The following is a 24,171-nucleotide window of genomic DNA, read 5'->3' on the forward strand; positions in this document are numbered from 1 at the left end:
CTTCGCACACAGGATCAGCCTTGCAAACTGTGTTCACAAGATGCTTCAATATGCGTCGGCGGGGATCGGCTTCGCCTGCGCCGCCGTTCATGTTGCGGGAAAGAGCGCCGGCCGACCGTGTCTGGTTCGCGACAAATCTGACTCTCGTGCGCTCTGGCTTACGCCCAGGCGCCAGGCAAACAGGGGATTGGTATGGCTGAGTTGGCCATCGGTCGGGGATTTCTGCCCGCCTTTGCCAGGCTGCAACGCCGCGTGCAGCATGCCGTTCTCGCGGCCATCAGCAGGTTCGCCGAGCACACCCACGCGGGCCTGCACCTGGAGAAGCTGACCGGAGCGCGAGACCCCAACATCCGCACCATCCGGATCGACAAGTTCTATCGCGGCGTGGTGCTCGCCCTCGGCGAGGAGAAATACGCGCTTCTCGACGTCCTGCCTCACGACGACGCCATCTCCTTCGCGGTGAGCCGCCGGTTCACGGTCAACCAGGTCCTCGGCGTGCTGGAGATGCGCGATCAGGACGGCATCGAGGAGTTCGTCCGCGCCGAGCCGGTGCACCCCCCGAGCGTCGGCCTGTTCGACCACGTCACGAACGCCGACCTCGTGCGCCTCGGCGTCGACGCGGACCTGGTGCCGCTGCTGCGCGTCATCGCCACGGACAAGCAGTTGGAGAGCCTCGCCGGCCGGCTGCCGGAGGCACAGCTCGACATCCTGCTGGGCCTGGCCAGCGGGATGACCGTGGAGGAGGTCTGGGCGGAACAGGCCGACCGGATCGTCTCGGGCGTGGACACCGACGATCTCCTGACCGCGGCGCGGCGTACGCCCGAGCGGATCGCCTTCGTCTCCGGCCCGGTGGAACTCGCCGCCATCCTCGCCCACCCGTTCGACGTGTGGCGCACCTTCCTGCACCCGACCCAACGCGACATCGCCTACCGCGACACCTACAGCGGCCCCGCGCTGGTGACCGGCAGTGCCGGCACCGGGAAGACGGTGACGGGCCTGCACCGGGCGGTGTTCCTCGCCGGGCGGCTGCCGGAGGGCGAGAAGATCCTGCTGACCACCTTCACCCGCGCGCTCGCCGACGCGCTCACCCGGCAGCTCCACCGGCTTGCCACCGACCCGGCGGTGCGGGCACGCATCGACGTGATCAGCGTCGACCGGTTGGCCTACGACATCGTCGCCCGGGCCGGCAAGAGGGTGTCGGTCGCCGAGAGCGAGGTCGTCGACCAGCTCTGGCAGGTCACCGCGAAGTCCGGCCCCACCTTCGTGAACCGCGCCGGCCAGGTCACCACCTTCAGCCCCGCCTTCCTGCGGCACGAGTGGGATCAGGTCGTGCTGGCGCAGCGGTTGACCACTCTGGACGCCTATCGCGACGCACCCCGCAAGGGCCGTGGAGCGGGGCTGCGCGCGGCCCAACGCGCCCAGGTGTGGGCCGCGATCGACGCCTTCGTGCAGGAGCTGGCGAAGCGCCGCCTGCGCACCCACACCCAGCTCGCCGATGACGCGGCGGCGATCCTGCGCGGCTCGCCGGCCCGATACCGTCACGTCGTCGTCGACGAAGGGCAGGACCTGCACCCGGCGCAGTGGCGTCTGCTGCGAGCGCTCGTTGCGCCCGGGCCGAACGACATGTTCCTGCTCGCCGACCCTTACCAGCGCATCTACGACAGCCACGTCTCCCTCGCCCAGCTCGGCATCGAGGTGCGGGGCCGGACGCGGCGGCTGACCATCAACTACCGGACCACCCACGAGATCCTGGAACTGTCGACCAGGGTCCTCGGCGGCGACGCCGCCGTCGGCTTGGACGGGCGGGACGACACGTTGCGGGGCTACCGCTCGATCACCCGGGGTGGCGTGCCCGAGATCGCCGTCGCCGACAGCCGCGACGGCGAATGGGAGGCGCTGATCGAACGAGTCGGGACCTGGCTGGAGCAGGGGGTGGAGCCGCACGCCATCGGCGTGGCCGTCCGCACCGGCCAGCTGGTCAAGGTGATCGGCAGGATCCTGAGCGAGGCCCACATCGACGTCGCCGACGACAAGCGGGGCATCGACGGGGTGCACGTGGCGACCATGCACCGCATGAAGGGGCTGGAGTTCCAGTGCCTCGCTGTCGTCGGGCTCGACGCTGGCGTGCTTCCGGCACCGAACGCGCTCACCTCCGCCGCCGAGGACCCGCACGCCCACCGGCAGGACCTGCAACGCGAACGGTGCCTCCTCTTCGTCGCCCTGACCCGCGCCCGGGACGTGCTCTACCTGTCGCACAGCGGCACGCCGAGCCCGCTGCTGCCGCAGGCGGGCCGGTGAGTGTCCGTGTCGTCGCCAGCGGTCCCCGGCTGGGCGACGCGGCACGCTCCGTCTGGGGCAAGACCGACCGGAGGGGCATCTCCCCGGTGGGCTGGCTGCCGCTCTGGCGGCACCTGGCCGACACCGCCGATGTTGCCGGTGAGCTGTGGGACCACTGGCTGGGTCGGGCGGTTCGTCGACGCATCGCTGAGGAGCTGCCCGGGGGCGACGCGGACGCCCGCACCCTGGCCGTCTGGGTGGCCGGGGTGCACGACATCGGCAAGGCCACCCCCGCCTTCGCCTGTCAGGCGTATGCGCTGGCGGACCGGATGCGCGACCATGGGCTCGGCTACCACCGGGACCTGATCCGCGCCGACCGCAGATACGCCCCGCATGCCACGGCGGGCCACATCGTGCTGACGGACTGGCTGGACCAGCAGGGCTGGATCGACCCCCACCCGTACGCCGTCATCGTCGGCGGCCACCACGGAGTGCCGCCGACCGACGAGGGCCTCCGGGACGTGCAGGTGCGTCCACATCTGCTCGGCGATCCGGCGTGGCAGCAGGTGCAGCAGGAGTTGCTGACCTGGATGGCGGAGCGCTCGGGCGCGGGGGAACGGCTCATCGAGTGGAGCGGCGTCGCGCTGTCGCAGCCCGTGCAGGCCGCCCTGACCGGCCTCGTCATCGTCGCAGACTGGATCGCCAGCAACGAGGACTTCTTCCCGTACGTGCCGGACAGCAGCGACGAGGGCCGACTGCGATCCGGCTGGGAACTGTTGGATCTGCCCGTTCCCTGGCAACCAGCAGCACCGCCGTCGAGCGTGGCGGAGCTGTTCGCGGCGCGGTTCGCGCTGCCGGCCGGAGCCGTGCCCCGCCCGGTGCAACGAACGGTGGCCGAGCTGGCTGCGACCATGCCCGTACCCGGCATGATGATCGTCGAGGCGACCATGGGCGAGGGCAAGACCGAGGCGGCCCTGGCGGCGGTGGAGATCCTCGCCCGGCGAACCGGGGCGTCCGGCTGCTACCTGGCACTGCCGACCCGAGCCACCAGCGACGCCATGTTCGGGCGGATGCTGTCCTGGCTGCGCCGGCTGCCCGACGCGCAGGCCGGCCGGGGCGACCGCGATGTGCGGCTGGCGCACGGCAAGGCGGCCCTCAACCCCGAGTACGACCAGCTGCGCACGAGGTCGATGCCGAGCGGCATCGCCGAGGACGCCGGCGGCGCCGACATCGGTGTGCACGTCTGGCTCGCCGGCCCCAAACGGACCCTGCTGTCCAGCTTCGTCGTGGGGACCATCGACCAACTGCTGTTCGCGGCGCTGCGCAGCAAGCACCTGGTGCTGCGCCACCTCGGCCTCGCCGGCAAGATCGTCGTCATCGACGAGGCACACGCCTACGACGTCTACATGGGGCGGTTCCTCGACCGGGCGCTGGAGTGGCTCGGCGCGTACGGCGTGCCGGTCATCGTGCTGTCGGCGACCCTGCCGGCCCACCGACGCGCCGAGCTCATGAAGGCGTACGACACGGGCCGGCTCGGGCCGCCGCCCCCGCTCACCTGGCGCGACCGGGGCAAGCCGCGCGTCGACCTGTACGCCGCGCTCCGCGCCGACCTGCGGTACCCCCTGGTCTCGGTCTCCACGCCCGAGCGCGGTGTCACCGCAACGAGCTGCGCCGACTCCGGACGCGGCAGCGAGGTTCGCCTGCGGCGGCTGGCCGACGACCTGCCGGCGCTGGTGGAGCTGCTGCGTGACCAGTTGACCGGCGGCGGCTGCGCCCTCGTGGTCCGCAACACCGTGGCCCGGGTCCAGGAGACCGCAGCCGCGCTGCGCGCGGCGCTCGGAGCCGACACTCCCGTGTCGGTGGCGCACTCGCGCTTCATGGCCATCGACCGCGCGGCGAAGGACCGTTGGCTACGCGACACCTTCGGCCCGCCGGGGGTCGCCAGCCGGCCCTCCCGGCACGTGGTGGTGGCCAGCCAGGTCGCCGAGCAGTCCCTCGACATCGACCTCGACCTGCTTGTCACCGACCTTGCCCCGGTCGACCTGGTGCTGCAACGCATCGGCCGGCTGCACCGTCACCCACGCGGCAACCGCCCCGCCCGGCTTGCCGCGCCCACGTGCTGGATCACCGGTGTCGACTGGACGACCGAGCCGCCGCAACCGGTCGCCGGATCGCGCCGTGTCTACCAACCGGCCATGCTGCTTCGCAGCGCCGCGGTGCTGCTGCCGCACCTCGACGGCACGCCCTTGCGGCTGCCGGAGGACATCGCCCCGCTCACCCAGGCCGCCTACGGCGACGGGGCGGTCGGCCCGCCGTCCTGGCAGCCGGTGATGGTCGAGGCGGAGGCGAAGCAGCGCGACGAGATCACCGCCAAGGAACTCAAGGCCGACGGCTTCCGCCTCGCCGCCGTCGCCGAGGCCGGAGTGCCACTGATCGGCTGGCTCTCCGGTGGCGTCGGCAACGCCGACGACCACGTGGCGAAGGGCCACGTCCGCGACACCGACGGCGAGTCGCTCGAAGTCCTGTTGCTGGTACGCACGCCGGACGGGCTAGTGGTCCCCCCATGGATCGACGGCGGCGGGGTGGCCGTCCCCACCGCGTCCGCGCCCGGCTGGCGGCTGAGCCGCCTCGTTGCCGGCTGCACCCTGCCACTGCCACGAGCCATGACCGCGACCGACGTCATCGACGAGATCATCGCCGAGCTGGAGGGTCGGATCGACCTGAGCGCCTGGCAGGACAATCCCTGGCTCGCCGGAGAGCTCGTCCTTGAGATCGACGGTGACGGCCATGCCCGCGTGGGCCCCTTCGATCTTCACTACGACCTGCACGGGGGTCTCCAAGTTGTCCGCGTTGATTGAGAAACCCCGCCTACGCGGGGAACGGCTTTGCGACCCACTGAGCTCGAGGATCACCCCTCAGTCCAAGGGATTGCCCCGCCACCTCGTGGCGGCGGTGGCGACAGGCTATATGGCACAGATCAGAGTCGCAAGTAGACGATGCTGATAGCTAGCGACTCACTGTGCTCGGTTAGTCTTTCGTGCAAGGAGGTTCTCCGTATGACGGTCCGCTTCGGACACACTCGACTCTCGCTGGTCGACGAGCCGTGGATCCCGGTGTTGGACGTCGCGGGTCAGCGCCGCGACGTGTCGCTGCGCGGCCTGTTCGAGCAGGCCGGCGAAGCGCGCATGATCGCCTGCGAACTGCCCACCCAGACCTTCGCGATCCTGCGGCTCGCGCTGGCGATCCTGCACCGCGCCACCGGTGGTCCACCCGGTGAGGCAGCCTGGCGGGCGCTGTGGAAGCAGCGACGGCTGCCGCTCCCGGACATCGCCGACTACCTCGACGCCTTCCGCGACCGCTTCGATCTGTTCCACCCGGAGCACCCGTTCTACCAGGTCGCCGACCTGCGGGCGGCGAAGAACAACACGTACGGGCTGGAGCGGCTCATCGCCGACGTGCCGAACGGCATGCCGTTCCTGACCACCCGCGCCGGGCCGGGCATGGACTCGATCACCCCCGCCGAGGCGGCCCGCTGGCTGGTGCACTGCCAGGCTTACGACCCCTCCGGCATCAAGACCGGGGCGGTCGGCGACCCACGGATGAAGGGTGGCAAGGGCTATCCCATCGGCGTCGCGTCGCTCGGGGCCCTGGGCGGCGTCCATCTGGAGGGCTCGACCCTACTGGAAACGTTGCTGCTCAACCTGGTGCCGATCGCGCCCGGCTGGCAGGTGGCCGACGAACGGGACCTGCCGGTCTGGGAGCGCGAACCGCAGACCGCCGCAGAGGAAGCCGACTCCACCCGTGGCCCGTTCGGCCTGCTCAGCCTCTACACCTGGCAGTCCCGCCGGATCCGGCTCTTCGGCGACGCCGACGGCGTCACCGGTGCGATGATCGCCAACGGCGACCAGATCGAGTGGCAGGATCGGCACCTGCTGGAGCCGATGAGCGTCTGGGGACGCAGCGCCCCACGCGAGCAGAAGCAGAAGCGTAGCCCGATCTATCTGCCCCGGCCGCACGACCACAGCCGGGCACTGTGGCGCGGGCTGCAAACCCTGCTGCCGGCACCACCGCCGTCCGTCTCCGAGGCGCCGCAGCGGCTCTCCCCGATGGTGGTGCAGTGGCTGGCCCGGCTGACCGTCACCGGTGTCGTCGGGCCGGACTTCCAGACCCGGACGCGCGCCACCAGCGTCACCTACGGCACGCAGCAGGCGGTGGTGGACGAGGTGTTCAGCGACGCGCTGACCATGAACGTGCTGCTGTTGGTCGAGGACTCCCCACTGCGCGCGGTAGCCGTCGATGCCACCGCCGACGCCGAGGCCGCAGTGAGGGTGCTGCGCCGGCTCGCCGACAACCTGGCCCGCGCCGCCGGTAACCGGGCCACCGATGTCGGCGAGGCCGACCGGGCGGCCGAACGCGCGTACGCCCTGCTGGACCGCGCCTTTCGCGACTGGCTGGCCAGGCTCGGTCCGGACCGCGACCCGGCGGGCGAGCGCGCGTGGTGGCAGCGGCTGGTTCGCAGGGCGATCGTCCGGCTCGGCCGTGATCTGGTCGACGCGGCCGGGCCGGCGGCCTGGGTCGGCCGGGTCGGCACCGATCGCGCCGGCCGGGAGGTGCACTACTCCAGTTCGCAGGCTGACGCCTGGTTCCGCTCGGGCCTGGCCAAGGCGCTGCCGATGGCGGCCGAACAGCAGCCAGCAACCGGGTCACCACACCAGAGGCAGGAGACCGCAGCATGACCATGCTCGACACCGAGCCGCCGGCCCGGCTCGATGGCGACGAGCCGCCCGGCGCGAGCCGCAGGCCGTGGGGGCGGCCTCGCAGCAGGCTCGGCGACCACGTCGCCCGGACGATCGGCACCCTGCAGGCGCGGATGCTGGCGACCGTGCCCCAGCCCGAGGCGGTCAGCGCACTGGCCCGGCTCCGGCGCGGCATTGGCCGGGCCCCGGGCTTCGACTTCACGTTGGAGCGTTACCTCCAGGTGCCCGAGGAACTGTTGGGCCGCCGGCCGGAAGACGACTCGGAGGCGGCGGACACCGAGTACGCCGTGCACGACGCGGTGACCCTGTACGCGCTGCATCAGCAGTCGCGCCGGGAGCGGATGCACCAGGACGGACGCGGGCTGGGCCAGGCCCTGGCCGACCTCGTCCGCAAGACAGCCGGGCCGGAGGGCGTGCGGCGGCGCTTCGCCGCGCTCGGCACCGCCAGCAGCTACCGCGAGAGCCTCTATCACCTACGCAGCCTCGTCACGATGTTGCGTGAGCACCAGATCCCACTCGACTACGGCCTGCTCGCCGACGACCTGCGGACCCTACGTGCGCCGGATGGACCGTCAAAGGTCCAGGCCATCTGGGGCCGGGAGTTCTTCCGTAGCCGGCCCACCCCCGACGCCACCGACCCTTCTGAGGAGGACCCTTCATGAGCCGCACCATCATCGACGTCTACGCGTTGCAGACCGTGCCCCCGAGCAACCTGAACCGTGACGACACCGGCTCGCCGAAGACCGCCGTCTACGGGGGTGTGCGCCGGGCGCGGGTCTCCAGCCAGGCATGGAAGCGGGCGATCCGGCTCGCATTCGCCGGCCTGCTCGACCGATCCCAGCTCGGCGAACGCACCAAGCGGGTGGGCGAGTCGCTCGCCGCCCGGATCAGAGCCCTCGACCCGGGCCTGACCGACGAGGCTGCGTCCGCACTCGCCGCCGAGGTCTTCGTCGCCGGCGGCCTGGCCAAGATCGACAAAAAGAAGGGGGAGATGAAGGATGTCGAGTCCGGCTACCTCTTGTTCCTGAGCCACCGGCAGCTGGACAATCTCGCCGCCGCCGCGTTGGACGCGTCCCGCGCCGGCAGTGCCCTCGACAAGGCCCGCTTCAAGGAGTTGGTCAACACCGAACACTCGGTCGACATCGCGATGTTCGGCCGGATGGTGGCCGACATGGCCGACATCAACGTCGACGCCGCCTGCCAGGTCTCCCACGCCATCAGCGTGCACGCCGTCGACAACGAGTTCGACTACTTCACCGCGGTCGACGACCGCAAGGCCGATGCCGCGGAGACCGGCGCCGGCATGATCGGCACCATCGAGTTCAACTCGTCCACGCTGTACCGGTACGCGACGGTCGACGTCGACGCGCTGCACCGAACCCTCGGTGACGCAGGCGCGACCCGGGCAGCCGTCGAGGCATTCCTGACCGCGTTCGCCCGCAGCATGCCGACGGGCAAGCAGAACACCTTCGCCCACCGGACGCTGCCCGACGCCGTACTGGTGCGGCTGCGCGACACCCAGCCGATCAACCTCGTCGGGGCCTTCGAGACGCCGATCGTCGAGACGCACGCCGCCGGGCGGGTCGAGCTGGCCGCCGCCGCGCTGGCACGGCACACCGTCGCGGTCGAGAACGCCTACGGGGAACGGCCCATCGGTAGCTGGGTGACCCAGGTCGGGGACAAGACGGCCGCGCTGGCCGATCTCGGCAAGGCGGTCAGCTTCACCGAACTGGTCGCCGGGGTGGGGGAGCAGGTCGCCGTCGCGCTCGGACAGCCAGCGTGAGCGTCCTGCTGATGAGGCTGGCCGGCCCGCTGCAATCCTGGGGTTCGTCCAGCCGCTTCGCCCGCCGGGGGACCGAGATCGCCCCCACCAAGAGCGGTGTGATCGGGCTGCTTGCTGCCGCCCGGGGGGTCCGACGCACCGAACCGCTCACCGACCTGCTCGGCCTCGAATTCGGGGTGCGGCTGGACCAGCCCGGTCAGATCCTGCGCGACTTCCAGACTGCCCGCAGCCTCGACGGTCGGCACAGCGCACCGCTGACCTACCGCTTCTACCTCTCCGACGCGGCTTTCCTCGTGGCCGTCGGCGGGGAGCGAGATCTGCTGGACGGGTTGGCCGAGGCGCTGGACCGTCCACGGTTCCCGCTCTACCTCGGTCGCCGGTCGTGCCCGCCGGTCGGGCCGATCAGCCTCGGCGTGCACGATCTGACCCTCGACGAGGCGCTGACGGACTGGCCGTGGCTCGCGGCCGAGTGGTACCGCCGCCAGGCGGCCCGGAGGGTCCGGCTGGAGATCATCCGGGACGCCCGTCCGGGCGAGCCCGTCACCGAGACAGTGCCCGACGAGCCGGTCAGCTTCGACCCCGCGCACCGAGAGCACACCTGGCGGTCGGTGCTGCGCCGACACGCCGACATCACCAACGACCTCGCGGAGCGGGCCGGGGTCGCCGAGCACGACCCGCTGAGCCTGCTGGGAGGCTGAGCATGTTCCTGACCCGATTCCAGATCAACCCGGCTCGCCGGAACGCGCGCAAGCTGCTCTCCTCGCCGCACGCCATGCACGCGGCGGTCCGAAGCGCCTTCGCCGCCGTCGAAGACTACGAGTGCGCCGACGCCCGTACGCTGTGGCGGCTCGACACCCCGGGCACCGCGACCGTCCACCTCTACATCGCCAGTCCCGGCCGACCCGACCTCACCCACCTGGTCGAGCAGGCCGGCTGGCCCACCACCGAGGCCTGGGTGACCCGGGAGTACGACGGATTGCTCAGCTCACTGCGCGCGGGCCAGGAATGGGCCTTCCGGCTTACCGCGAACCCCACGCACAGCGGACGCAAGACCGCCGACGCCAAGGAGACCCAGCGCTTCGGCTACCTGCGCGAGCAGGAACAGGTCGAATGGCTGGCCAGGCGGGCCGACCGGCACGGGTTCGCCCTGGCCAGCCAGCGCGACGGGCGGCCCAACCTGCGGCTGCACCGTCGCCAGACACAATCCTTCAAGCGGGGCCTGGGCACGGTCACCCTCACCACGGCGACGTTCGACGGCCTGCTCCGGATCATCGACGCGGACACCTTCCGGCGGGCACTGACCGGCGGGGTCGGGCATGCCAAGGCGTACGGGTGCGGGCTGCTGACCCTCGCGCCCGTGCAGCCGACCTCGTGAAGAAGATCCCGGGTGTGCCGCCGGCTGAACTGGCGGAACTCAACCGTGCGCAGGACCGGATCAGTTTCGTCTACCTCGAACGATGCGTCATCCACCGGGACAGCAACGCGATCACGGCCACCGACGAGAAAGGCGTCGTGCATCTGCCGGCGGCCACGCTCGGGGTCCTCATGCTGGGTCCCGGCACCAGCATCACCCAGCAGGCGATGATGCTGATCGCCGACAATGGTGCCACGGTCGTCTGGGTCGGTGAGCACGGCATCCGGTACTACGCACACGGGCGCTCGCTCGCCCGGTCAAGCCGCCTCCTCGTCGCCCAGGCCGCCGCCGTCTCGCACCGGGACCGGCGACTCCAGGTGGCGCGCGCGATGTATCGGATGCGCTTTCCCGGGGAAGACACCAGCAGGCTCACGATGCAGCAGTTGCGCGGCAAGGAAGGAGCGAGGGTCCGCCGCTGCTACCGGGAACACTCGCTGCGCACGGGCGTGTCGTGGAACAACCGGGAGTACGACCCGGACAACTTCGATGGCAGCGATCGAGTCAACCAGGCACTGTCGGCGGCGCACGCCTGCCTGTACGGCATCGTGCACGCGGTCATCGTCGCCATCGGCGCGTCGCCGGGGCTCGGATTCGTCCACACCGGCCACGAGCGGTCGTTCGTCTACGACGTCGCTGACCTGTACAAGGCCGAAATTAGCATTCCGGTTGCCTTCGACATCGCGGCCGGCGAGTCGACCGACATCGGCTCGGACACCCGTCGGGCCGTCCGTGACCGGGTCCACGACGGCGCGCTCCTCGACCGGTGCGTCCGCGACATCCGAAGCCTGCTGCTCACCGATGGCTCGGCCGGACCGATCGACGAGGAACAGCTCGACGATGAAGCCGGCAGCGATGCCGTACGTCTGTGGGACGAGGAAGGCTACGAACTCGCTGGCGGCCGGAACTACTCCGGGGACGTGGACTTCTGATGACCGTCATCATCCTCACCGCCTGCCCGGAAGGGCTGCGTGGGCACCTGACGCAGTGGCTGCTGGAAATCTCTGCCGGGGTGTACGTGGGACACGTCAACGGCAGGATCCGACAACGGCTCTGGGCCAAGGTCGTCGAGATGGCCGGGCCAGGCCGGGCACTGCTCGTCTACCAGCGACCAGGCGAGCAACGACTTGCCTTCGAGGTGCATGACCACCACTGGGAGCCGGTGGACTTCGACGGGATCGCGCTGATGCGTCGGCCTACGGATCGGAGGTCGTACAACCCGGCGGTAGGCCCGGGGTGGAGCAAGGCGTCCAAGCGCCGGAAATTCGGGCGGAGGGCTCCGGGCGGAGCCAGTGGATCGTCGACACCCTCCGAGCAAAGTGAAGGAAAATGGGGTAGTTGATCTTTAGCGCCCCAGCTCAGGAAGTCTGCTCCCCGCGCACGCGGGGGTGATCCCGGCCCTCTGACGAACGATGACCTACCCTCGTACTGCTCCCCGCGCACGCGGGGGTGATCCTACAACTATGCATTACCCCTCCAATCGGACACACTGCTCCCCGCGCACGCGGGGGTGATCCGTGTCATAAAGGTTGCCTTAGGGTCAATGCTCACTGCTCCCCGCGCACGCGGGGGTGATCCCGGGCCGAGCAGCGCGCCGAGCAGGGGCGCCGGCTGCTCCCCGCGCACGCGGGGGTGATCCGCTGTCGCCGGCGAGGATCTCGGCGGGGGGTTCCTGCTCCCCGCGCACGCGGGGGTGATCCCGGCTACTTCACGCCCTTCGCCGAGGGCATCCTCTGCTCCCCGCGCACGCGGGGGTGATCCCCATCCGCACCTCACCGGCCGTCGTGCCGTCGGCTGCTCCCCGCGCACGCGGGGGTGATCCCGGGAAGTCACCCGGCCGCTCGGCGCTGGTGATCTGCTCCCCGCGCACGCGGGGGTGATCCAATGTCGACGTCCCACGCGGACGGCGGATCGATCTGCTCCCCGCGCACGCGGGGGTGATCCCCGGAAGCGGCGCTGCCCCCACAGCTGCGCCAGCTGCTCCCCGCGCACGCGGGGGTGATCCGGTTCGGGTTGCTCATCACCCCGGGAGGGATCGATGCTCCTCGTGTACGCGGGGTTGATCCGGTATTGCCCGACAACGAGATGGCCGAGATTCACTTATCCCCGTGTGGGTGGGGGTGCTCCGAGTTTCCGAGGAAGCTTCTGGCCCCGCTCGCCGAGGCATGCTGATCAACGTTGAGCGGGTCACGCGGGTTCTGTGATCTGTCGAGGTGGCTCAGGTTGGTGAGATGGAGGCACCCGGGTGGCTCCGGTCATGTGGATGGGCCGACTGACGGGAAGTGTAGCGTTAATGGTACCGCCTGCAGTACCATCAGCTCGTGCCGTCCGTGGCCAAGCTCGTTGCAACGATGCGGAGCAATCAGCAGAACGTTGCCTACAACGATCTCTACGCGGTGTGCGAGCACTACTTCGGGAAGCCCCGGCAGGCCGGCACCTCTCACGCGGTGTTCAAGATGCCCTGGGCGGGTGACCCGCGCGTCAATATCCAGAACGACAAAGGCAAGGCCAAGGCATACCAGGTACGGCAGGTGCTCAAGGCGATTGACAAGAAGGAGGCCCTGTGATGGACCCCGAAGCCCGTCTCGACATCACCCACTACACCTACCGCGTCACCTGGTCCGCCGAGGATCGCGAGTTCGTCGCGACCTGTGCCGAGTTCCCGTCGCTCTCCTGGCTCGCGTCTTCCCAGATCGAAGCGCTTCAAGGGCTTCAGGACCTGCTACGCGAGGTGATCGCGGACTTGGCGGAGCAGGGCGAGCAGGTGCCCCAGCCGATCGCCGACCGCAGCTACTCGGGCAAGTTCAACCTCCGCGTCGGCGAGAGCCTGCATCGCGAGCTTGCCATCCAGGCTGCCGAGGACGGCATGAGCCTCAACCAGTACGTCATCCGGAAGCTCCGGGCCGCCTGATCGCTTCACGCTTGGCGGCGGTGCTGAGGCGTCGCATGCCCGTCGTTGTAGCGCCGGCTCGTGGCGGTACGGTGACCTTCCGTGGCCCGAGCGGGCCGCGCTCACAGGGAGGTGCGCGATGGGAGCGCCGGACGTGATGCCCCTGCCGGTCGCCCAACCCGACGACGTCGACCGGCTGCTGTTCACCTTCTGCGACGACGCGACCGGCGACCGGGTCGCCCTGAGCGCCGCTGACCTGGGTGGCTGGGCGGCGCGCACCGCCGGGCTGTTGCGCGACGGCTGCGGGCTGGCCCCGGGCAGCCGGGTCGCGGTGCTGTTGCCGCCGCACTGGCGTACCGCCGCGGTGTTGTTGGGTGCCTGGTCGGTGGGGCTGGCGGTGTCGTTCCGGCCCCGGGCCACCGCTGGGCTGCCGGTCCTGGAGCCGGGCGGCGACCGGCCGTACGACGCGGTGTTCGTCACCCCGGAGCGGCTCGACGACTGGCTGGAGGACGTGCCCGACGGGGTGCACCGCTACCTCGTCGGCACCGGGCCGGGCCCGTTGGCGGACGTGCCGGTGGGCTGGCTCGACTGGGACGTCGAGGTGCTCCGGCACACCGACGCGCCGCCCGACTATGCCGGCGTCCATCCGGGGGAGGCGGCCACCCCCGACGGCACGAGCTTCGGCGCGTGGGGTGCCCTCGCCAGGGAGATGGCCGACCAGTTCGGCCTGCGGTCGGGTGACCGGCTGCTGGTCGACGCGGCCGAGCACGAGCAGCCGCTGAAGTGGCTCCTGGCCCCGCTGTCGGTCGGCGCGTCGGTGGTCGTCTGCGCCAACCTGGACCGGTCCCGCCTCGACGCCCGGGTCGCCGCCGAGGGGATCACCCGGGTGCTCTGACCGGCGACGCCATGCCGGGCAGGTGGGGGTATCCGAGCGGCCGGGATACCGCCACCTGCCCGGCATCCGCTACGGCGTCAGTGCCCGGGCGACGGGGCGTCAGCGGCGGCCGAAGACCTTCGCGGCGGGGCCGAGCCGGAGCAGGACCGTCTCGCCCGTGGCGTCCTGGACGCCGTCGTTGTCGGTGACGGCGTACACCTGGCCGTTGCCGGCCACGGTCAGGCCCTCCAGTTTCTCCTGGGTCCAGCCGTTGGTGGCGCGCAGCGCCGGCAGCACGTCGACGGCGAGCGTCTTCGGCAGCACCGTCAGTGGGCCCGGCGCGGCCGGGTCGGCGGGCATCGGCACGGTGTAGACGCGCTTGAGCGCGGCGGCCGGGCCGTTCAGCTTGTCCCGTTCGATGATGGCGAGCCGGTCGCCGACGACGGTCACCTCGGACAGCCCGATCCAGTCGCCCGCGACGGCGGTGGACTCCAGCCGGTAGCCGAACCAGCTCCACGTCCCGGCGGTCACGTCGTAGCGGCCGATGCGGGTGACGCCCGCCGGGTCGGTGGAAACCTCGCGCTGGAGCACCGCCCAGACGATCTCCCGGCCGTGCCGGTCGGTGCTGGCGGCGACCCCCTCGAAGCCCTGCTTGCCGAGCCCGGCGGCGACCTCCGCCGGCAGGAGCACGGTCTGCCGGGTCCGCCCGGCGGCGTCGAGCCGGACCAGCTTGTTCTCCGCGCCCTTGGCGCCCTCGACCGCGAGCCAGAAGCCGCCCTGCGGGCGGGCGAAGATCCCCTCCGCGTCGTAGGCGGCCGGGTTGCCGTCGGCGTCGGTCACGGGCAGGGAGTCGGTGATCACCGCCGGGGACCGGCCGGCGTCGACCGTGAAGATCCGGGTCGGGGTGTACGCCGCGTCGGTGACGCTGTAGAGCTGCTGCGGCCGGCCCGGGGCGGCGGAGAGGGCACCGAGCGCCCCCCAGCCGATCGGCGCGCCCTGCGCGTCGTCAGCCGAGACGATGCTCGGGAAGCCGGGGGTGCCCCCGCCGAGCCGGTAGAGCGACACGGAGGCGCGGACGCCCGCGTCGGCGTCGTCGGTCTCGCTGGAGACGGCGAGGAGCCCCCGCGACGGGATCGGCAGCAGCCCCTCCGGGCCGTTGGTGGTGGGCAGGACCTGCCGGAAGACCGGGGCGGTGGGCCGGCTGAGGTCGTAGACGGCGACGAAGTTGCTCCGCTCCGAGCCGACGAACGCGTACCGCACGCCGCCGTACTCGGCGATCGCCACGCCCTCCGGCTCGGTGCCCTTCTTCGCGGCCCGGTCCTCGTTGTGCAGGCCGTGGCGGACGGCGAGGCGCTCGAAGGTGTTGCCGGCGTCCCAGGCCACCTGGCCGGTGCGGCTGTCGAAGACGGACCAGCCGCGGGTGCCGCCCCGCCAGTCGCCCTCGTTGGCGGTGGCCAGGTAGCGGTCGTCCACCCAGGCGACGGCGTCGGGCTCGCGGGGCACGTCGGTGATCGAGCCGGTCAGCTCGATCCGGCCGTCCTTGCCGGTGTCGATGCCGCCGACCGAGGCGGTGCCGGCGCTGAAGGCCCGGGTGATCCGGCCGGTGGGCAGGTCGACCAGGAGGATGCCGTTGTTCTCCTGGAGGGTGACGGCGAGCTGGTTGCGTCCGTTGATCGAGACGTACTCGGGTTCCGGGTCGGTGGGCTCGGTGATCCCGGCGGCGGCCAGCGCCGGCAGGGCCTGCCCGTCGGCGGCGGTCAGCGGCACGGTCCGCAGCTTCCACCGCTGCGGAGTCGCTCTGCCGTCGAGGTCGACGATCTGCACGAAGCCGGCGGGGGCCTGGGGCAGGTCGCCCTTCTTCCGGCCGGGCGGGGTGGCGTCCTCGTCGCGCTCGTTCTCGATGGCGATCGCCGCGTACCGCTGGTCGTGGCTGATGGCGATCGAGTCCGGCTGGCCGCCGAGGTCGATGCTGCGGACCCGCTGGCGGGTGGCCAGCTCGATCACGTCGAGGCGGCCGGAGGGGGCGGTGTAGCCGGCGCTGGTGTTGACCACGACCAGGACGTACCGGCCGACGACGGCCACCGAGGTGGGCTCGTCCTCGGCGTCGCCGAGCTGGGCGAGGGAGAGCGTGCCGAGCCCGCGCGGCCGGTCCGGGCGGGCGATGTCGAGGAACCCGATCCGGCGTGCCGCCGCGTCGGTGTGGACCAGGGTGCGGCCGTCGGGGCTGACCGCCGAGATCTCGGCGACCGTCTCCGTCGCCGGGTCCTCGCCGGCCGGCCGGTTCTGGAACACGGGGTAGGTGGCGGCGCGGTCGAAGATGCGGCCCCCGGCGGGGTGGTGCCGGCCGGCGTCGGCGGGGCCGGCGGCGGCCAGCGTGCCGGTCACGGCCAGCGTGCCCGTGATGGCCAGCGCCGCGGCGACGATGCCGGCCGTCGGGGTGAGGGTGTGTTTCGGTGTCACGTCGTCCTCCGTCTTGTCGCTGCGACGGAGGCTGGCACGCAGGGCCGAGCGTGAGCTGTCCCGGCCGTGAACGGCGGGCGAACAACCTCAGGCCAGGCCCTGCGTGGGCGCGACGATCGGGGTGTGGGGAGCGGGCCTCAGCAGGTGGTGTTGCCGCCCGGGACCCAGCCGTCGATGGCCGGGTCTTCGGCGCCGTGGCCGTAGATCCAGACGTCGTCGTCCTCCGCCCAGACCTGGCCGTGCCAGCGGAAGCCCCGCCCGGCGGTCAGGGTGCGCAGGACCTGGGCGTGCGGGGCGGCCCGCAGCCAGGTGTTCTGCGTGAGGTTGCAGACGATGCCCCACGCGTCGCTCGCCGAGGCGGCCGTGGGAGCCACGGCGGAGCCGGCGAGAGCGACGGTGGCGACCGTCAGTGCGGACAGGATTCGGCGCTTCACTCGGGTCCCTTCGACGGGTGTCGGTGACGGTCCCCGATTGTGCCACTGTGGACTGACATCCGGGCACCCATGCAAGATCCTCGATAGCGGCGGGGTGGTGGCATCCGGCCGCCGTGATACCGCCACCCCGCCGACCTGGGGCCGACCGAGCAGGGTGGCCGGTCAGCCGAGGGCCGCGGCGAACATGCCGGGCTGGTAGGAGCCGCCCCGCTGGTGCACGATCACGGCCAGCCGGTTGGCGGCGTTGATCAGGGCGACCAGGCAGACCAACGCGGCGATCTGGTCGTCGTCGTAGTGCCTGCGCACCTCGGCCCAGGTCTCGTCGGACACGCCCTGGTGGGCGTCGGCGAGCCGGCTGCCCTCCTCGGCGAGCGCCAGCGCGGCCCGCTCCGCCTCCGTGAAGACCGTCGACTCGCGCCAGGCGGCGACCAGGTGCAGCCGGACCTGGCTCTCGCCGTCGGCGGCGGCCTCCTTGGTGTGCATGTCGATGCACCAGCCGCAGCCGTTGATCTGGCTGGCCCGCAGCGACACCAGCTCCTGCGTGGCCTTCGGCAGCGGCGACTGGTGGATCACCATGCCGGCGTTGGCGAACCGCTTGGCGAACCTCGTGGCCAGCTCGTTGCTGAACAGGTCGAATCGGGCGTCCATGGCTTCCGTCCTTCGCTCGTTGCCCCGGAGATGGGACGAACACGAGATGCCGGCATCCGGCCCCCCGTGACGGCCGGGGTCGGGTGACGATCGCCACAGGCGGAGGTGTCACACGGCGGCGTGGTCCGGCGTCTGATGGGCGACGCAGCCGAAAGCGAAGCGACGCAGCCGAGAGCGAACGGGGGCCACCCATGGCGGGCACACCGCAGACCGCAGCCGACGCTGGCCGGGGCACCGGGTCGCCGGACCCGGCCACCGAGGCGTTCCTCACCCACCGGAACCTGCTGTTCACCGTCGCGTACGAGCTGCTCGGCTCGGCCGCCGACGCGGAGGACGTCCTCCAGGAGACGTGGCTGCGGTGGGCGGGCGTGGACCTCGGTGTGGTGCGGGACCAACGCGCCTACCTGGTGCGGATCACCACCCGCCAGGCGCTCACCCGGCTGCGCGCGGTCGGCCGTCGCCGGGAGTCCTACGTCGGCCCCTGGCTGCCCGAGCCGCTGCTCACCGCGCCCGACGTGGCCGACGACGTCGCGCTCGCCGAGAGCGTGTCGATGGCGATGCTGCTGGTGCTGGAGACCCTCGGTCCGACCGAACGGGCGGTGTTCGTGCTGCGCGAGGTGTTCGACCTCGGGTACGACGAGATCGCCGAAGCCGTCGACAAGAGTCCCGCCGCGGTCCGGCAGATCGCGCACCGGGCCCGGTCGCACGTGGCGGCGCGCCGGCCGCGCCGGGTCGTGCCGGCGGCCGAGACCCGCACCGTGCTCGACGCGTTCCGGCGGGCGGTCGAGACCGGCGACCTGCAAGGGCTGCTCGACCTGCTCGCCCCGGACGTCGTCCTGCTCGGCGACGGCGGCGGAGTCAAGCAGGCCGTCCTGCGGCCCGTCGTGGGAGCCGACAAGGTGGCCCGCCTGCTCACCGGCGGGTGGGGCCGGGTCGCCGCTGTCACGTCGTTGCAGCCGACGCAGGTCAACGGCAGCCCGGCGCTCGTCGTCCGGCTCGACGGGGAACTCGACACCGTGCTGGCCGTGCACGTCGACGACGGCCGCATCGGCGGGCTCTACGCCGTACGCAATCCCGAGAAGCTGTCGCACATGGCGAAGGAGACCAGGCTGAGCCGCTGAGCGGCTGAGCCGGTCGCGCCGGCGTCAGTCCACGCTGGGCAGGGGCGGACCCAGGACGTCGTCGGCGTCCACGATCGTGTACGCGTAGCCCTGCTCCGCCAGGAAGCGCTGCCGGTGGGCCGCGTACTCGGTGTCGATGGTGTCCCGCGAGACGACCGTGTAGAAGTGCGCCTGCCGCCCGTCGGCCTTCGGCCGCAGCACCCGGCCCAGCCGCTGCGCCTCCTCCTGCCGCGACCCGAACGTGCCCGACACCTGGATCGCCACCGCCGCCTCGGGCAGGTCGATGGAGAAGTTGCCGACCTTCGAGATCACCAGCGTGCGTACCTCGCCCGACCGGAACGCGTCGAACAGCCGCTCCCGCTCCTTGTTCGTCGTGGAGCCCTGCACGATCGGGGCGTCCAGGTATTCGCCGAGCTGGTGCAGCTGGTCGAGGAAGCCGCCGATGACGAGCACCTGCTCCTGGGGGTGCCGGTCGACGAGCGCCCGCACCACCGGCAGCTTCGTGCGGGCCGTCGCCGCCATCCGGTAGCGCTCCTCCGCCTCCGCCGTCGCGTACGACATCCGCTCGGCGTCGGTGAGGGTCACCCGTACCTCGGTGCACTGCGCCGGGGCGATCCAGCCCTGCTGCTCGATGTCCTTCCACGGCGCGTCGTACCGCTTGGGCCCGATCAGGCTGAACACGTCGCCCTCGCGGCCGTCCTCGCGGACCAGGGTCGCGGTGAGGCCGAGGCGGCGGCGGGCCTGGAGGTCCGCGGTGAACCGGAAGATCGGCGCGGGCAGCAGGTGCACCTCGTCGTAGACGACCAGGCCCCAGTCGCGGGCCCCGAACAGGTCCAGGTGGGTGAACGCACCGCCGCGCCGCGAGGTGAGCACCTGGTACGTGGCGATGGTGACCGGCCGGATCTCCTTGCGCTCGCCCGAGTACTCGCCGATCTCCTCCTCCGTCAGCGAGGTGCGGGCGATCAGCTCCCGCTTCCACTGCCGGCCGGCGACCGTGTTGGTGACCAGGATCAGCGTGGTGGCCTTCGCCTCGGCCATGGCCGCCGCCCCGACGAGGGTCTTGCCCGCGCCGCACGGCAGCACCACCACGCCGGACCCGCCGGCCCAGAACGCCTCCACGGCCTCCCGCTGGTACGACCGCAGCGTGAACGGCTTACCACCGTCCTTGCCGCCCTCGGCCAGCTCGATGGGGTGCGCCTCGCCGTCGACGTACCCGGCGAGGTCTTCCGCCGGCCAGCCCAGCTTCAGCAGCGCCTGCTTGAGCCGCCCCCGCTCCGACGGGTGCACCGCGATCGTGTCGTCGTCGAGCTTCGCGCCGAGCATCCCGGCCAGCTTCTTGCTCTTGGCGACCTCGATCAGCACCACCCGGTCGAGGGCGCGCAGCACCAGGCCGTGCGCCGGGTCGTTGGCGAGCTGGAGCCGGCCGTACCGGTCCATCGTCTCGGCCACGTCGACCAGCAACGCGTGCGGCACCGGGTAGCGGCTGTACTTCAGCAGCGCGTCCACCACGGCCTCGGCGTCGTGGCCGGCGGCGCGGGCGTTCCACAGGCCCAGCGGGGTCAGCCGGTAGGTGTGCACGTGCTCCGGCGAGCGTTCCAGCTCGGCGAACGGGGCGATCGCCATCCGGCAGGACTGGGCGTCGGGGTGGTCGATCTCCAGCAGCAGCGTCTTGTCCGACTGCACGATCAGTGGTCCACCGCTCACGCCGGCGCCCTCCCTCTGCCCTGGTCAACGGCCCTCCGGCGGGCGGCTACCCGCCCCGGGCCGACCATCCAGTGTTGCACGAAGCCCGAATGGGGCCGAAAATTCGGACACCAGGTGCAACCATTCCGGTACGTCCGGCGTCTAGGCAGTGGGACGACCGCCCCGGGGAGGCCCCATGAGACAGGTTCGCTTCAGCGCCCGGGTCGTCGCCCTGGCCGTGGTCACGCTGGTCGGTGTCGGTGCGTGCACGCCCGAACGCCAGGCCGACCCGGGTGGCCGTGGAGGAGGGCTCGCCCAGGCCGGCTCGGCGGAACGGGAAACGGGGGCGGGCGGTTCGTCCGGCTCCGACCAGCGGACCCGGCCGGAACCGAAACCCACCCGCACGAAGGCCAAGCCGAAGCCGAAGCCCACCCCGACGAAGGCGAAGCCGAAGCCCGCGCCGAAGCCGACGCCGGCCGGGTGCCCGCTGGGCGAGCACCAGCGCGAGGTGGAGACCTACCTCGCCAAGCTGGGCGGCTTCGGGCGGGTGACCGTCGACGGCCGCCAGTCCGCCGCCGACTGCGCCGCCATCAAGAAGTTCCAGCAGCGGTACGACGTCCGCCCCGCCGCCGGTCGCGCCGGCCCCACCACGTACGACGTGGCGAAGCGCCTCGCCACCACCGACACGAAGCGCTGCAAGGCCGCCTCCTCCGGCACCACGTTCTGCATCGACCTGACCCGGCAGACCACGTGGGCGCTGCGCGGCGGCAAGGTGGTGTGGGGCCCGACGGTCACCCGCACCGGCATGAAGGGCTACGCCACCCCCGCCGGCACCTTCACGATCAACTACCGCAACGTCAAGGAGTGGTCCGACCCGTACGAGGTGTGGCTGCCCTACTGGCAGCACTTCACGCAGGGCATGGGCTACCACCAGACCACGACCTACCTGCACGACAAGTCGATCGGCTCGCACGGCTGCGTCAACCTCCTCCCCGCCGACGCCCTCCGCGCCTGGGAGTTGGGCAAGGTCGGCAGCCGGGTGGTCCTCTTCGGCCGCCGGCCCGGCACGTGACGAGCGACGACGAGCCCGCACGAGCCGACGAGGTGTCGGCGGCGACCCTGCTCGCGTACGCGACCGCCGCCGTGCTTCTCGTCGGCTGGTTCCTCTACGGCTGGCTCGTCCAGCGGCAGGGCTTCGTCGCCTCCGTCGGCGAGTCCGCCGGGGCCGGGTTCGCCCTGCTGCTGGCCGTGTCGGTGGTCGGCACCGTGCGCCGCAGCCGCCGCTGACGCCACCCGCCGGCGGCGACGCCGACCCGGCGGCCGGGCGGCTCAGGTGCCCTCCAGCACCGCCGCGGTGATCCGGTGCAGCGCGAACGTGTGCAGCATCTCCGTGCGCTCGTCCTCGGCCCGCAGGTAGCCCGCGCCGATCGACACCGGCCGGACCAGCCGCGACGCTGTCGCCCCGTGCGCGTCGACGTAGCCCACCCAGACCAGCGCCTTGTCCCGTACCGCCTGCTGCAACACCGCCAGGGCGTCGGCGTGGCCGTGCACCGGGGCCGGGCCGGTGCGCGCCGGCGTGCCGCGTACCACCGCCGGGGCCCGCCGGGCGGCCCGCGCCGCCGCCTCGCCCCGCCGGATCTGCTCCACCACCCCGAGCAGGCGGGGCAGGGCCAGCTTCGGCGACGCCAACGGATCCACCGTCCGGCCCACCGGGGCCCGCCCGGGGGCCCGCCGGATCCGTGGCCGGGTCAGCACCGCCGCCCCGGCGGCGTCCTCCGGCACCGGGGCGTACCCGGCGTCGCGCAACGCCAGCAGCATCCGGTTCACCTGGTAGGGCGTGACCAGCACCGTCGGGGCCAGCCGCCGGAACGCCAGCGCCTCCAGCCGCCGGTCGGCGAGCACCTCCGCCAGCAGCGCCTCGTCGTCGCTGCGCACGTATCCACCGGCGGAGCCGACCCGCAGCCCGCCGTGCTTGCGCGCCACGTCGTCCACCAGGTACGTCAGCCCCTGCGGCACCGGCGTGCGGGACCGGCGGCGGAACAGGTCGTGCAGGTCGTCGGCCGTGTAGCCGGCGTCCAGGGCCCGGCGCACGCTGGCCGTGGTGACCCGGTGCACGCTCGCCCCGCCCGCCGACTCGTGCTCCGCCACCACCTCCAGTTCGCCGGCGAGCGCCGGGTCGGGCGGGCCGGGCACCACCACCGTCAGGTCGGCCTGCACCAGGAAGTGGTCGACCGGGGCGGGCAGCAGCCCGTCCAGCGCCCGCACGGCCGTGGACGCGTCCTCGGCGTCGGCGCGCAACCCCAGCGGGTCGTCGCCGCCCCGCTCGTCGGCTTCGGCCACGGCGGCCAGCAGCAGCCGCCCGTACGAGGTGAGCGCCCCCAGCCCCGTCACGCCCAGCCGGGCCGCCTCGACCAGGGCCTCCCGGTGCGCGGCCTCCCGGCCCCGGCTGCGCCGGGGGGCCCGCCAGTCGAGCAGCCCCAGCACCTCGTCCGGGGTGGGCGCGACGGCCGGCTCCAGGTCGGCCAGCACCGCCAGCACGGCCCGGCGGGCGGCCGGCGCCCCGGCCCGTTCCGCCTCCGGCGAGAGCGGGCCGATCGGTCGGTCCCGGTCGTCGCGCTGCCCGACGAGGCCCACCTGGCGGGTCATCAGCAGCCAGGCCCGGGCCAACTGCTCCCAGCGCCGGGCCAGCGACACGGCCCGCCACACCTCGTACCCGCCGGTGGGCAGGACCTGCTGGTCGGCGCCGTACCGGGTGGTCGTCGCCCCGGACAGCTCCAGCTCGCCGGCCAGCCCCGCCGCGTACGCCACCTCCAGCAGCAGGGCGGTCGTCGCCTCGTCCAGGGCGAGGGCCTTCGCCAGCCGGCGCAGGTCACGCACCCCGATCCCGCCCGAGCGCAGCACGGGAGCCGGCTCGGCGGCGAGCAGCTCCAGCAGCGCCTCGGTGTGGCGTACCACCTCCATGGTCTGCCCGGCCCCGGCGGAGTCGACGGCCTTCGCCTCGCGCGCGACGGCGGCCACCGGAGGTGGGCTGGTGCGCAGCGGCCCGAGGGGGCCGCTGTCGCGGCGCAGCAGCAGGCCGACCTCGCGGGGCAGCTCCACCGTGCCGGCGGACACCGCCACCAGCAGCCGGTTGTCGACCAGCCAGCGCACCGGCGACCCGGTCGGCGCGCCGCCGTTGGTCGGGTCCGGCGGCACGCTGTCCTCCGCCCCGAGCGGCGGGGCCTGGAGCGCGCCCGGGGGCACGCTGCCCACCGGCGGGCCGGCGGCGAGCCGGTCCAGGATCGCCCGCGCCGACGGGGGCGCGGCCAGCAGCGTGCGGCGCAGCTTCGCCGGGTCCGCGCAGAGGGCCGCCGCGCGCGCGTCCAGCTCCGTCGCGGGCCGACCCAGGCCCGCCGGGTACGGGGCGACCTCGTCGACGCCGTCGACCACGCGCAGGGCGTGCTCGGGCCCGTACAGCAGGAACAGGGCGCGCAGCTTGTGCACCGCGCCCCGGATGGTGGCCGGGGCGGGCGGGCGCGGCCCGGCGGTGGCCATGGCGAGGACGGCCTCGGTGGAGGTAGTGCCGTCGTCCGGGTCCCGGGTGAGCCGGGCGGCGTCGAGGATCTGGAGGGTGAACTGGTCCAGCCCGTCCAGCGCCCGGGCCACCGACACCCGGGACTGGGCCCGGACCGCGAGCGCGGACACGTCGGCCGGCACGGGCACGACGAGGTCCGGCCGCAGCTGGAGCAGGGCGGCCAGGGACTCGTCGGGCAGCGTCCGCAGGTGGTCGGCGAGTGAGGTCGTCATCGTCGTTCCACGCTAGCCCGGGACGGGGCCCGCGCGCCCCTCGGACG

Annotated in this window: 20 protein-coding genes and 1 CRISPR repeat array; of the genes, 15 read left to right on the forward strand and 5 right to left on the reverse strand. The window is 72.5% G+C overall.

Going from position 1 to position 24,171, the window contains the following annotated elements; translation table 11 throughout:
- Positions 1 to 252: 252 nt before the first annotated feature.
- The 12 genes from O7628_RS14965 to O7628_RS15020 all read left to right on the forward strand — a co-directional run bounded on the left by O7628_RS14965 (position 253) and on the right by O7628_RS15020 (position 14,013).
- Positions 253 to 2,298 carry a UvrD-helicase domain-containing protein gene (locus O7628_RS14965; protein ID WP_278131209.1) on the forward strand — a complete coding sequence of 682 codons (2,046 nt, stop codon included), beginning with the start codon at positions 253 to 255 and terminating at the stop codon, positions 2,296 to 2,298.
- Complete coding sequence (gene cas3 / locus O7628_RS14970) at positions 2,295 to 5,135, forward strand: CRISPR-associated helicase Cas3' (protein WP_278131211.1); 2,841 nt, start codon at positions 2,295 to 2,297, stop codon at positions 5,133 to 5,135. The genes O7628_RS14965 and cas3 overlap by 4 nt, the downstream gene beginning before the upstream one ends.
- 198 nt (positions 5,136 to 5,333) lie before the next feature.
- Positions 5,334 to 7,013, forward strand: coding sequence for a type I-E CRISPR-associated protein Cse1/CasA (gene casA, locus O7628_RS14975; protein WP_278131212.1), 1,680 nt, complete (start codon positions 5,334 to 5,336; stop codon positions 7,011 to 7,013).
- On the forward strand, positions 7,010 to 7,696 hold the full coding sequence (gene casB / locus O7628_RS14980; protein ID WP_278131214.1) for a type I-E CRISPR-associated protein Cse2/CasB: 687 nt from the start codon (positions 7,010 to 7,012) through the stop codon (positions 7,694 to 7,696). Before casA ends, casB begins: the two co-directional genes overlap by 4 nt.
- Positions 7,693 to 8,817 carry a type I-E CRISPR-associated protein Cas7/Cse4/CasC gene (cas7e, locus tag O7628_RS14985; RefSeq protein WP_278131216.1) on the forward strand — a complete coding sequence of 375 codons (1,125 nt, stop codon included), beginning with the start codon at positions 7,693 to 7,695 and terminating at the stop codon, positions 8,815 to 8,817. The genes casB and cas7e overlap by 4 nt, the downstream gene beginning before the upstream one ends.
- On the forward strand, positions 8,814 to 9,515 hold the full coding sequence (gene cas5e, locus O7628_RS14990; RefSeq protein WP_278131218.1) for a type I-E CRISPR-associated protein Cas5/CasD: 702 nt from the start codon (positions 8,814 to 8,816) through the stop codon (positions 9,513 to 9,515). Before cas7e ends, cas5e begins: the two co-directional genes overlap by 4 nt.
- Before the next feature lie 2 nt (positions 9,516 to 9,517).
- Positions 9,518 to 10,192, forward strand: a complete 675-nt coding sequence (cas6e, locus tag O7628_RS14995) for a type I-E CRISPR-associated protein Cas6/Cse3/CasE (protein WP_278131220.1) — start codon at positions 9,518 to 9,520, stop codon at positions 10,190 to 10,192.
- Positions 10,189 to 11,160: a type I-E CRISPR-associated endonuclease Cas1e gene (cas1e, locus tag O7628_RS15000; protein WP_278131221.1), complete on the forward strand. Its 972-nt coding sequence runs from the start codon at positions 10,189 to 10,191 to the stop codon at positions 11,158 to 11,160. Before cas6e ends, cas1e begins: the two co-directional genes overlap by 4 nt.
- Complete coding sequence (gene cas2e, locus O7628_RS15005; protein WP_278131222.1) at positions 11,160 to 11,570, forward strand: type I-E CRISPR-associated endoribonuclease Cas2e; 411 nt, start codon at positions 11,160 to 11,162, stop codon at positions 11,568 to 11,570. The genes cas1e and cas2e overlap by 1 nt, the downstream gene beginning before the upstream one ends.
- Before the next feature lie 25 nt (positions 11,571 to 11,595).
- Positions 11,596 to 12,294: a CRISPR direct-repeat array (repeat unit 28 nt; unit sequence CTGCTCCCCGCGCACGCGGGGGTGATCC).
- Positions 12,295 to 12,549: 255 nt separating this feature from the next.
- A complete protein-coding gene (locus tag O7628_RS15010) occupies positions 12,550 to 12,795 on the forward strand; it encodes a toxin HicA (RefSeq protein WP_278131224.1) in 246 nt (81 codons plus the stop codon).
- Positions 12,795 to 13,139, forward strand: a complete 345-nt coding sequence (locus tag O7628_RS15015; RefSeq protein WP_278131226.1) for a type II toxin-antitoxin system HicB family antitoxin — start codon at positions 12,795 to 12,797, stop codon at positions 13,137 to 13,139. Before O7628_RS15010 ends, O7628_RS15015 begins: the two co-directional genes overlap by 1 nt.
- Positions 13,140 to 13,257: 118 nt before the next feature.
- Positions 13,258 to 14,013 (forward strand): TIGR03089 family protein, encoded by a 756-nt coding sequence (locus O7628_RS15020; protein ID WP_278131228.1) that lies wholly within the window; start codon positions 13,258 to 13,260, stop codon positions 14,011 to 14,013.
- Between the two features lie 99 nt (positions 14,014 to 14,112).
- Here the strand turns inward: O7628_RS15020 and O7628_RS15025 are convergent, their stop codons facing one another.
- The 3 genes from O7628_RS15025 to O7628_RS15035 form a co-directional block, all read right to left on the reverse strand.
- Complete coding sequence (locus O7628_RS15025) at positions 14,113 to 16,452, reverse strand: esterase-like activity of phytase family protein (RefSeq protein ID WP_278131230.1); 2,340 nt, start codon at positions 16,450 to 16,452, stop codon at positions 14,113 to 14,115.
- 137 nt (positions 16,453 to 16,589) lie between these two features.
- Positions 16,590 to 16,886 carry a hypothetical protein gene (locus tag O7628_RS15030; RefSeq protein ID WP_074475262.1) on the reverse strand — a complete coding sequence of 99 codons (297 nt, stop codon included), beginning with the start codon at positions 16,884 to 16,886 and terminating at the stop codon, positions 16,590 to 16,592.
- A 162-nt stretch (positions 16,887 to 17,048) separates the two neighbouring features.
- Positions 17,049 to 17,534, reverse strand: coding sequence for a carboxymuconolactone decarboxylase family protein (locus O7628_RS15035; protein ID WP_278131233.1), 486 nt, complete (start codon positions 17,532 to 17,534; stop codon positions 17,049 to 17,051).
- Positions 17,535 to 17,725: 191 nt separating this feature from the next.
- Between O7628_RS15035 and O7628_RS15040 the strand changes: the two genes are divergently transcribed.
- Positions 17,726 to 18,655 carry an RNA polymerase sigma-70 factor gene (locus tag O7628_RS15040; protein ID WP_278131235.1) on the forward strand — a complete coding sequence of 310 codons (930 nt, stop codon included), beginning with the start codon at positions 17,726 to 17,728 and terminating at the stop codon, positions 18,653 to 18,655.
- Positions 18,656 to 18,679: 24 nt separating this feature from the next.
- On the opposite strand, the gene O7628_RS15045 is transcribed toward O7628_RS15040, so the two are convergent.
- Positions 18,680 to 20,359, reverse strand: coding sequence for a DNA repair helicase XPB (locus O7628_RS15045; protein ID WP_278131237.1), 1,680 nt, complete (start codon positions 20,357 to 20,359; stop codon positions 18,680 to 18,682).
- 175 nt (positions 20,360 to 20,534) lie between these two features.
- Between O7628_RS15045 and O7628_RS15050 the strand changes: the two genes are divergently transcribed.
- Positions 20,535 to 21,410 carry a L,D-transpeptidase family protein gene (locus O7628_RS15050; RefSeq protein WP_278131240.1) on the forward strand — a complete coding sequence of 292 codons (876 nt, stop codon included), beginning with the start codon at positions 20,535 to 20,537 and terminating at the stop codon, positions 21,408 to 21,410.
- On the forward strand, positions 21,407 to 21,625 hold the full coding sequence (locus tag O7628_RS15055) for a hypothetical protein (protein WP_074475257.1): 219 nt from the start codon (positions 21,407 to 21,409) through the stop codon (positions 21,623 to 21,625). The genes O7628_RS15050 and O7628_RS15055 overlap by 4 nt, the downstream gene beginning before the upstream one ends.
- Before the next feature lie 42 nt (positions 21,626 to 21,667).
- Here O7628_RS15055 and O7628_RS15060 read toward each other — a convergent pair whose 3' ends face one another.
- Positions 21,668 to 24,124 (reverse strand): helicase-associated domain-containing protein, encoded by a 2,457-nt coding sequence (locus O7628_RS15060; RefSeq protein WP_278131243.1) that lies wholly within the window; start codon positions 24,122 to 24,124, stop codon positions 21,668 to 21,670.
- Between the last annotated feature and the right edge of the window lie 47 nt (positions 24,125 to 24,171).

It is taken from the genome of Micromonospora sp. WMMD956 (genome assembly GCF_029626125.1).
Taxonomy (GTDB): domain Bacteria; phylum Actinomycetota; class Actinomycetes; order Mycobacteriales; family Micromonosporaceae; genus Micromonospora; species Micromonospora carbonacea.

Excerpts from the sequence above, each read along its gene's own strand:
- cas7e (WP_278131216.1), top strand. The coding sequence starts at position 7,693 with ATGAGCCGCACCATCATCGACGTCTACGCGTTGCAGACCGTGCCCCCG.
- O7628_RS15020 (WP_278131228.1), top strand. The coding sequence starts at position 13,258 with ATGGGAGCGCCGGACGTGATGCCCCTGCCGGTCGCCCAACCCGACGAC.
- casB (WP_278131214.1), top strand. The coding sequence starts at position 7,010 with ATGACCATGCTCGACACCGAGCCGCCGGCCCGGCTCGATGGCGACGAG.
- O7628_RS15035 (WP_278131233.1), bottom strand. The coding sequence starts at position 17,534 with ATGGACGCCCGATTCGACCTGTTCAGCAACGAGCTGGCCACGAGGTTC.
- O7628_RS15050 (WP_278131240.1), top strand. The coding sequence starts at position 20,535 with ATGAGACAGGTTCGCTTCAGCGCCCGGGTCGTCGCCCTGGCCGTGGTC.
- O7628_RS15060 (WP_278131243.1), bottom strand. The coding sequence starts at position 24,124 with ATGACGACCTCACTCGCCGACCACCTGCGGACGCTGCCCGACGAGTCC.
- casA (WP_278131212.1), top strand. The coding sequence starts at position 5,334 with ATGACGGTCCGCTTCGGACACACTCGACTCTCGCTGGTCGACGAGCCG.
- cas6e (WP_278131220.1), top strand. The coding sequence starts at position 9,518 with ATGTTCCTGACCCGATTCCAGATCAACCCGGCTCGCCGGAACGCGCGC.
- O7628_RS15040 (WP_278131235.1), top strand. The coding sequence starts at position 17,726 with ATGGCGGGCACACCGCAGACCGCAGCCGACGCTGGCCGGGGCACCGGG.
- O7628_RS15015 (WP_278131226.1), top strand. The coding sequence starts at position 12,795 with ATGGACCCCGAAGCCCGTCTCGACATCACCCACTACACCTACCGCGTC.
- cas2e (WP_278131222.1), top strand. The coding sequence starts at position 11,160 with ATGACCGTCATCATCCTCACCGCCTGCCCGGAAGGGCTGCGTGGGCAC.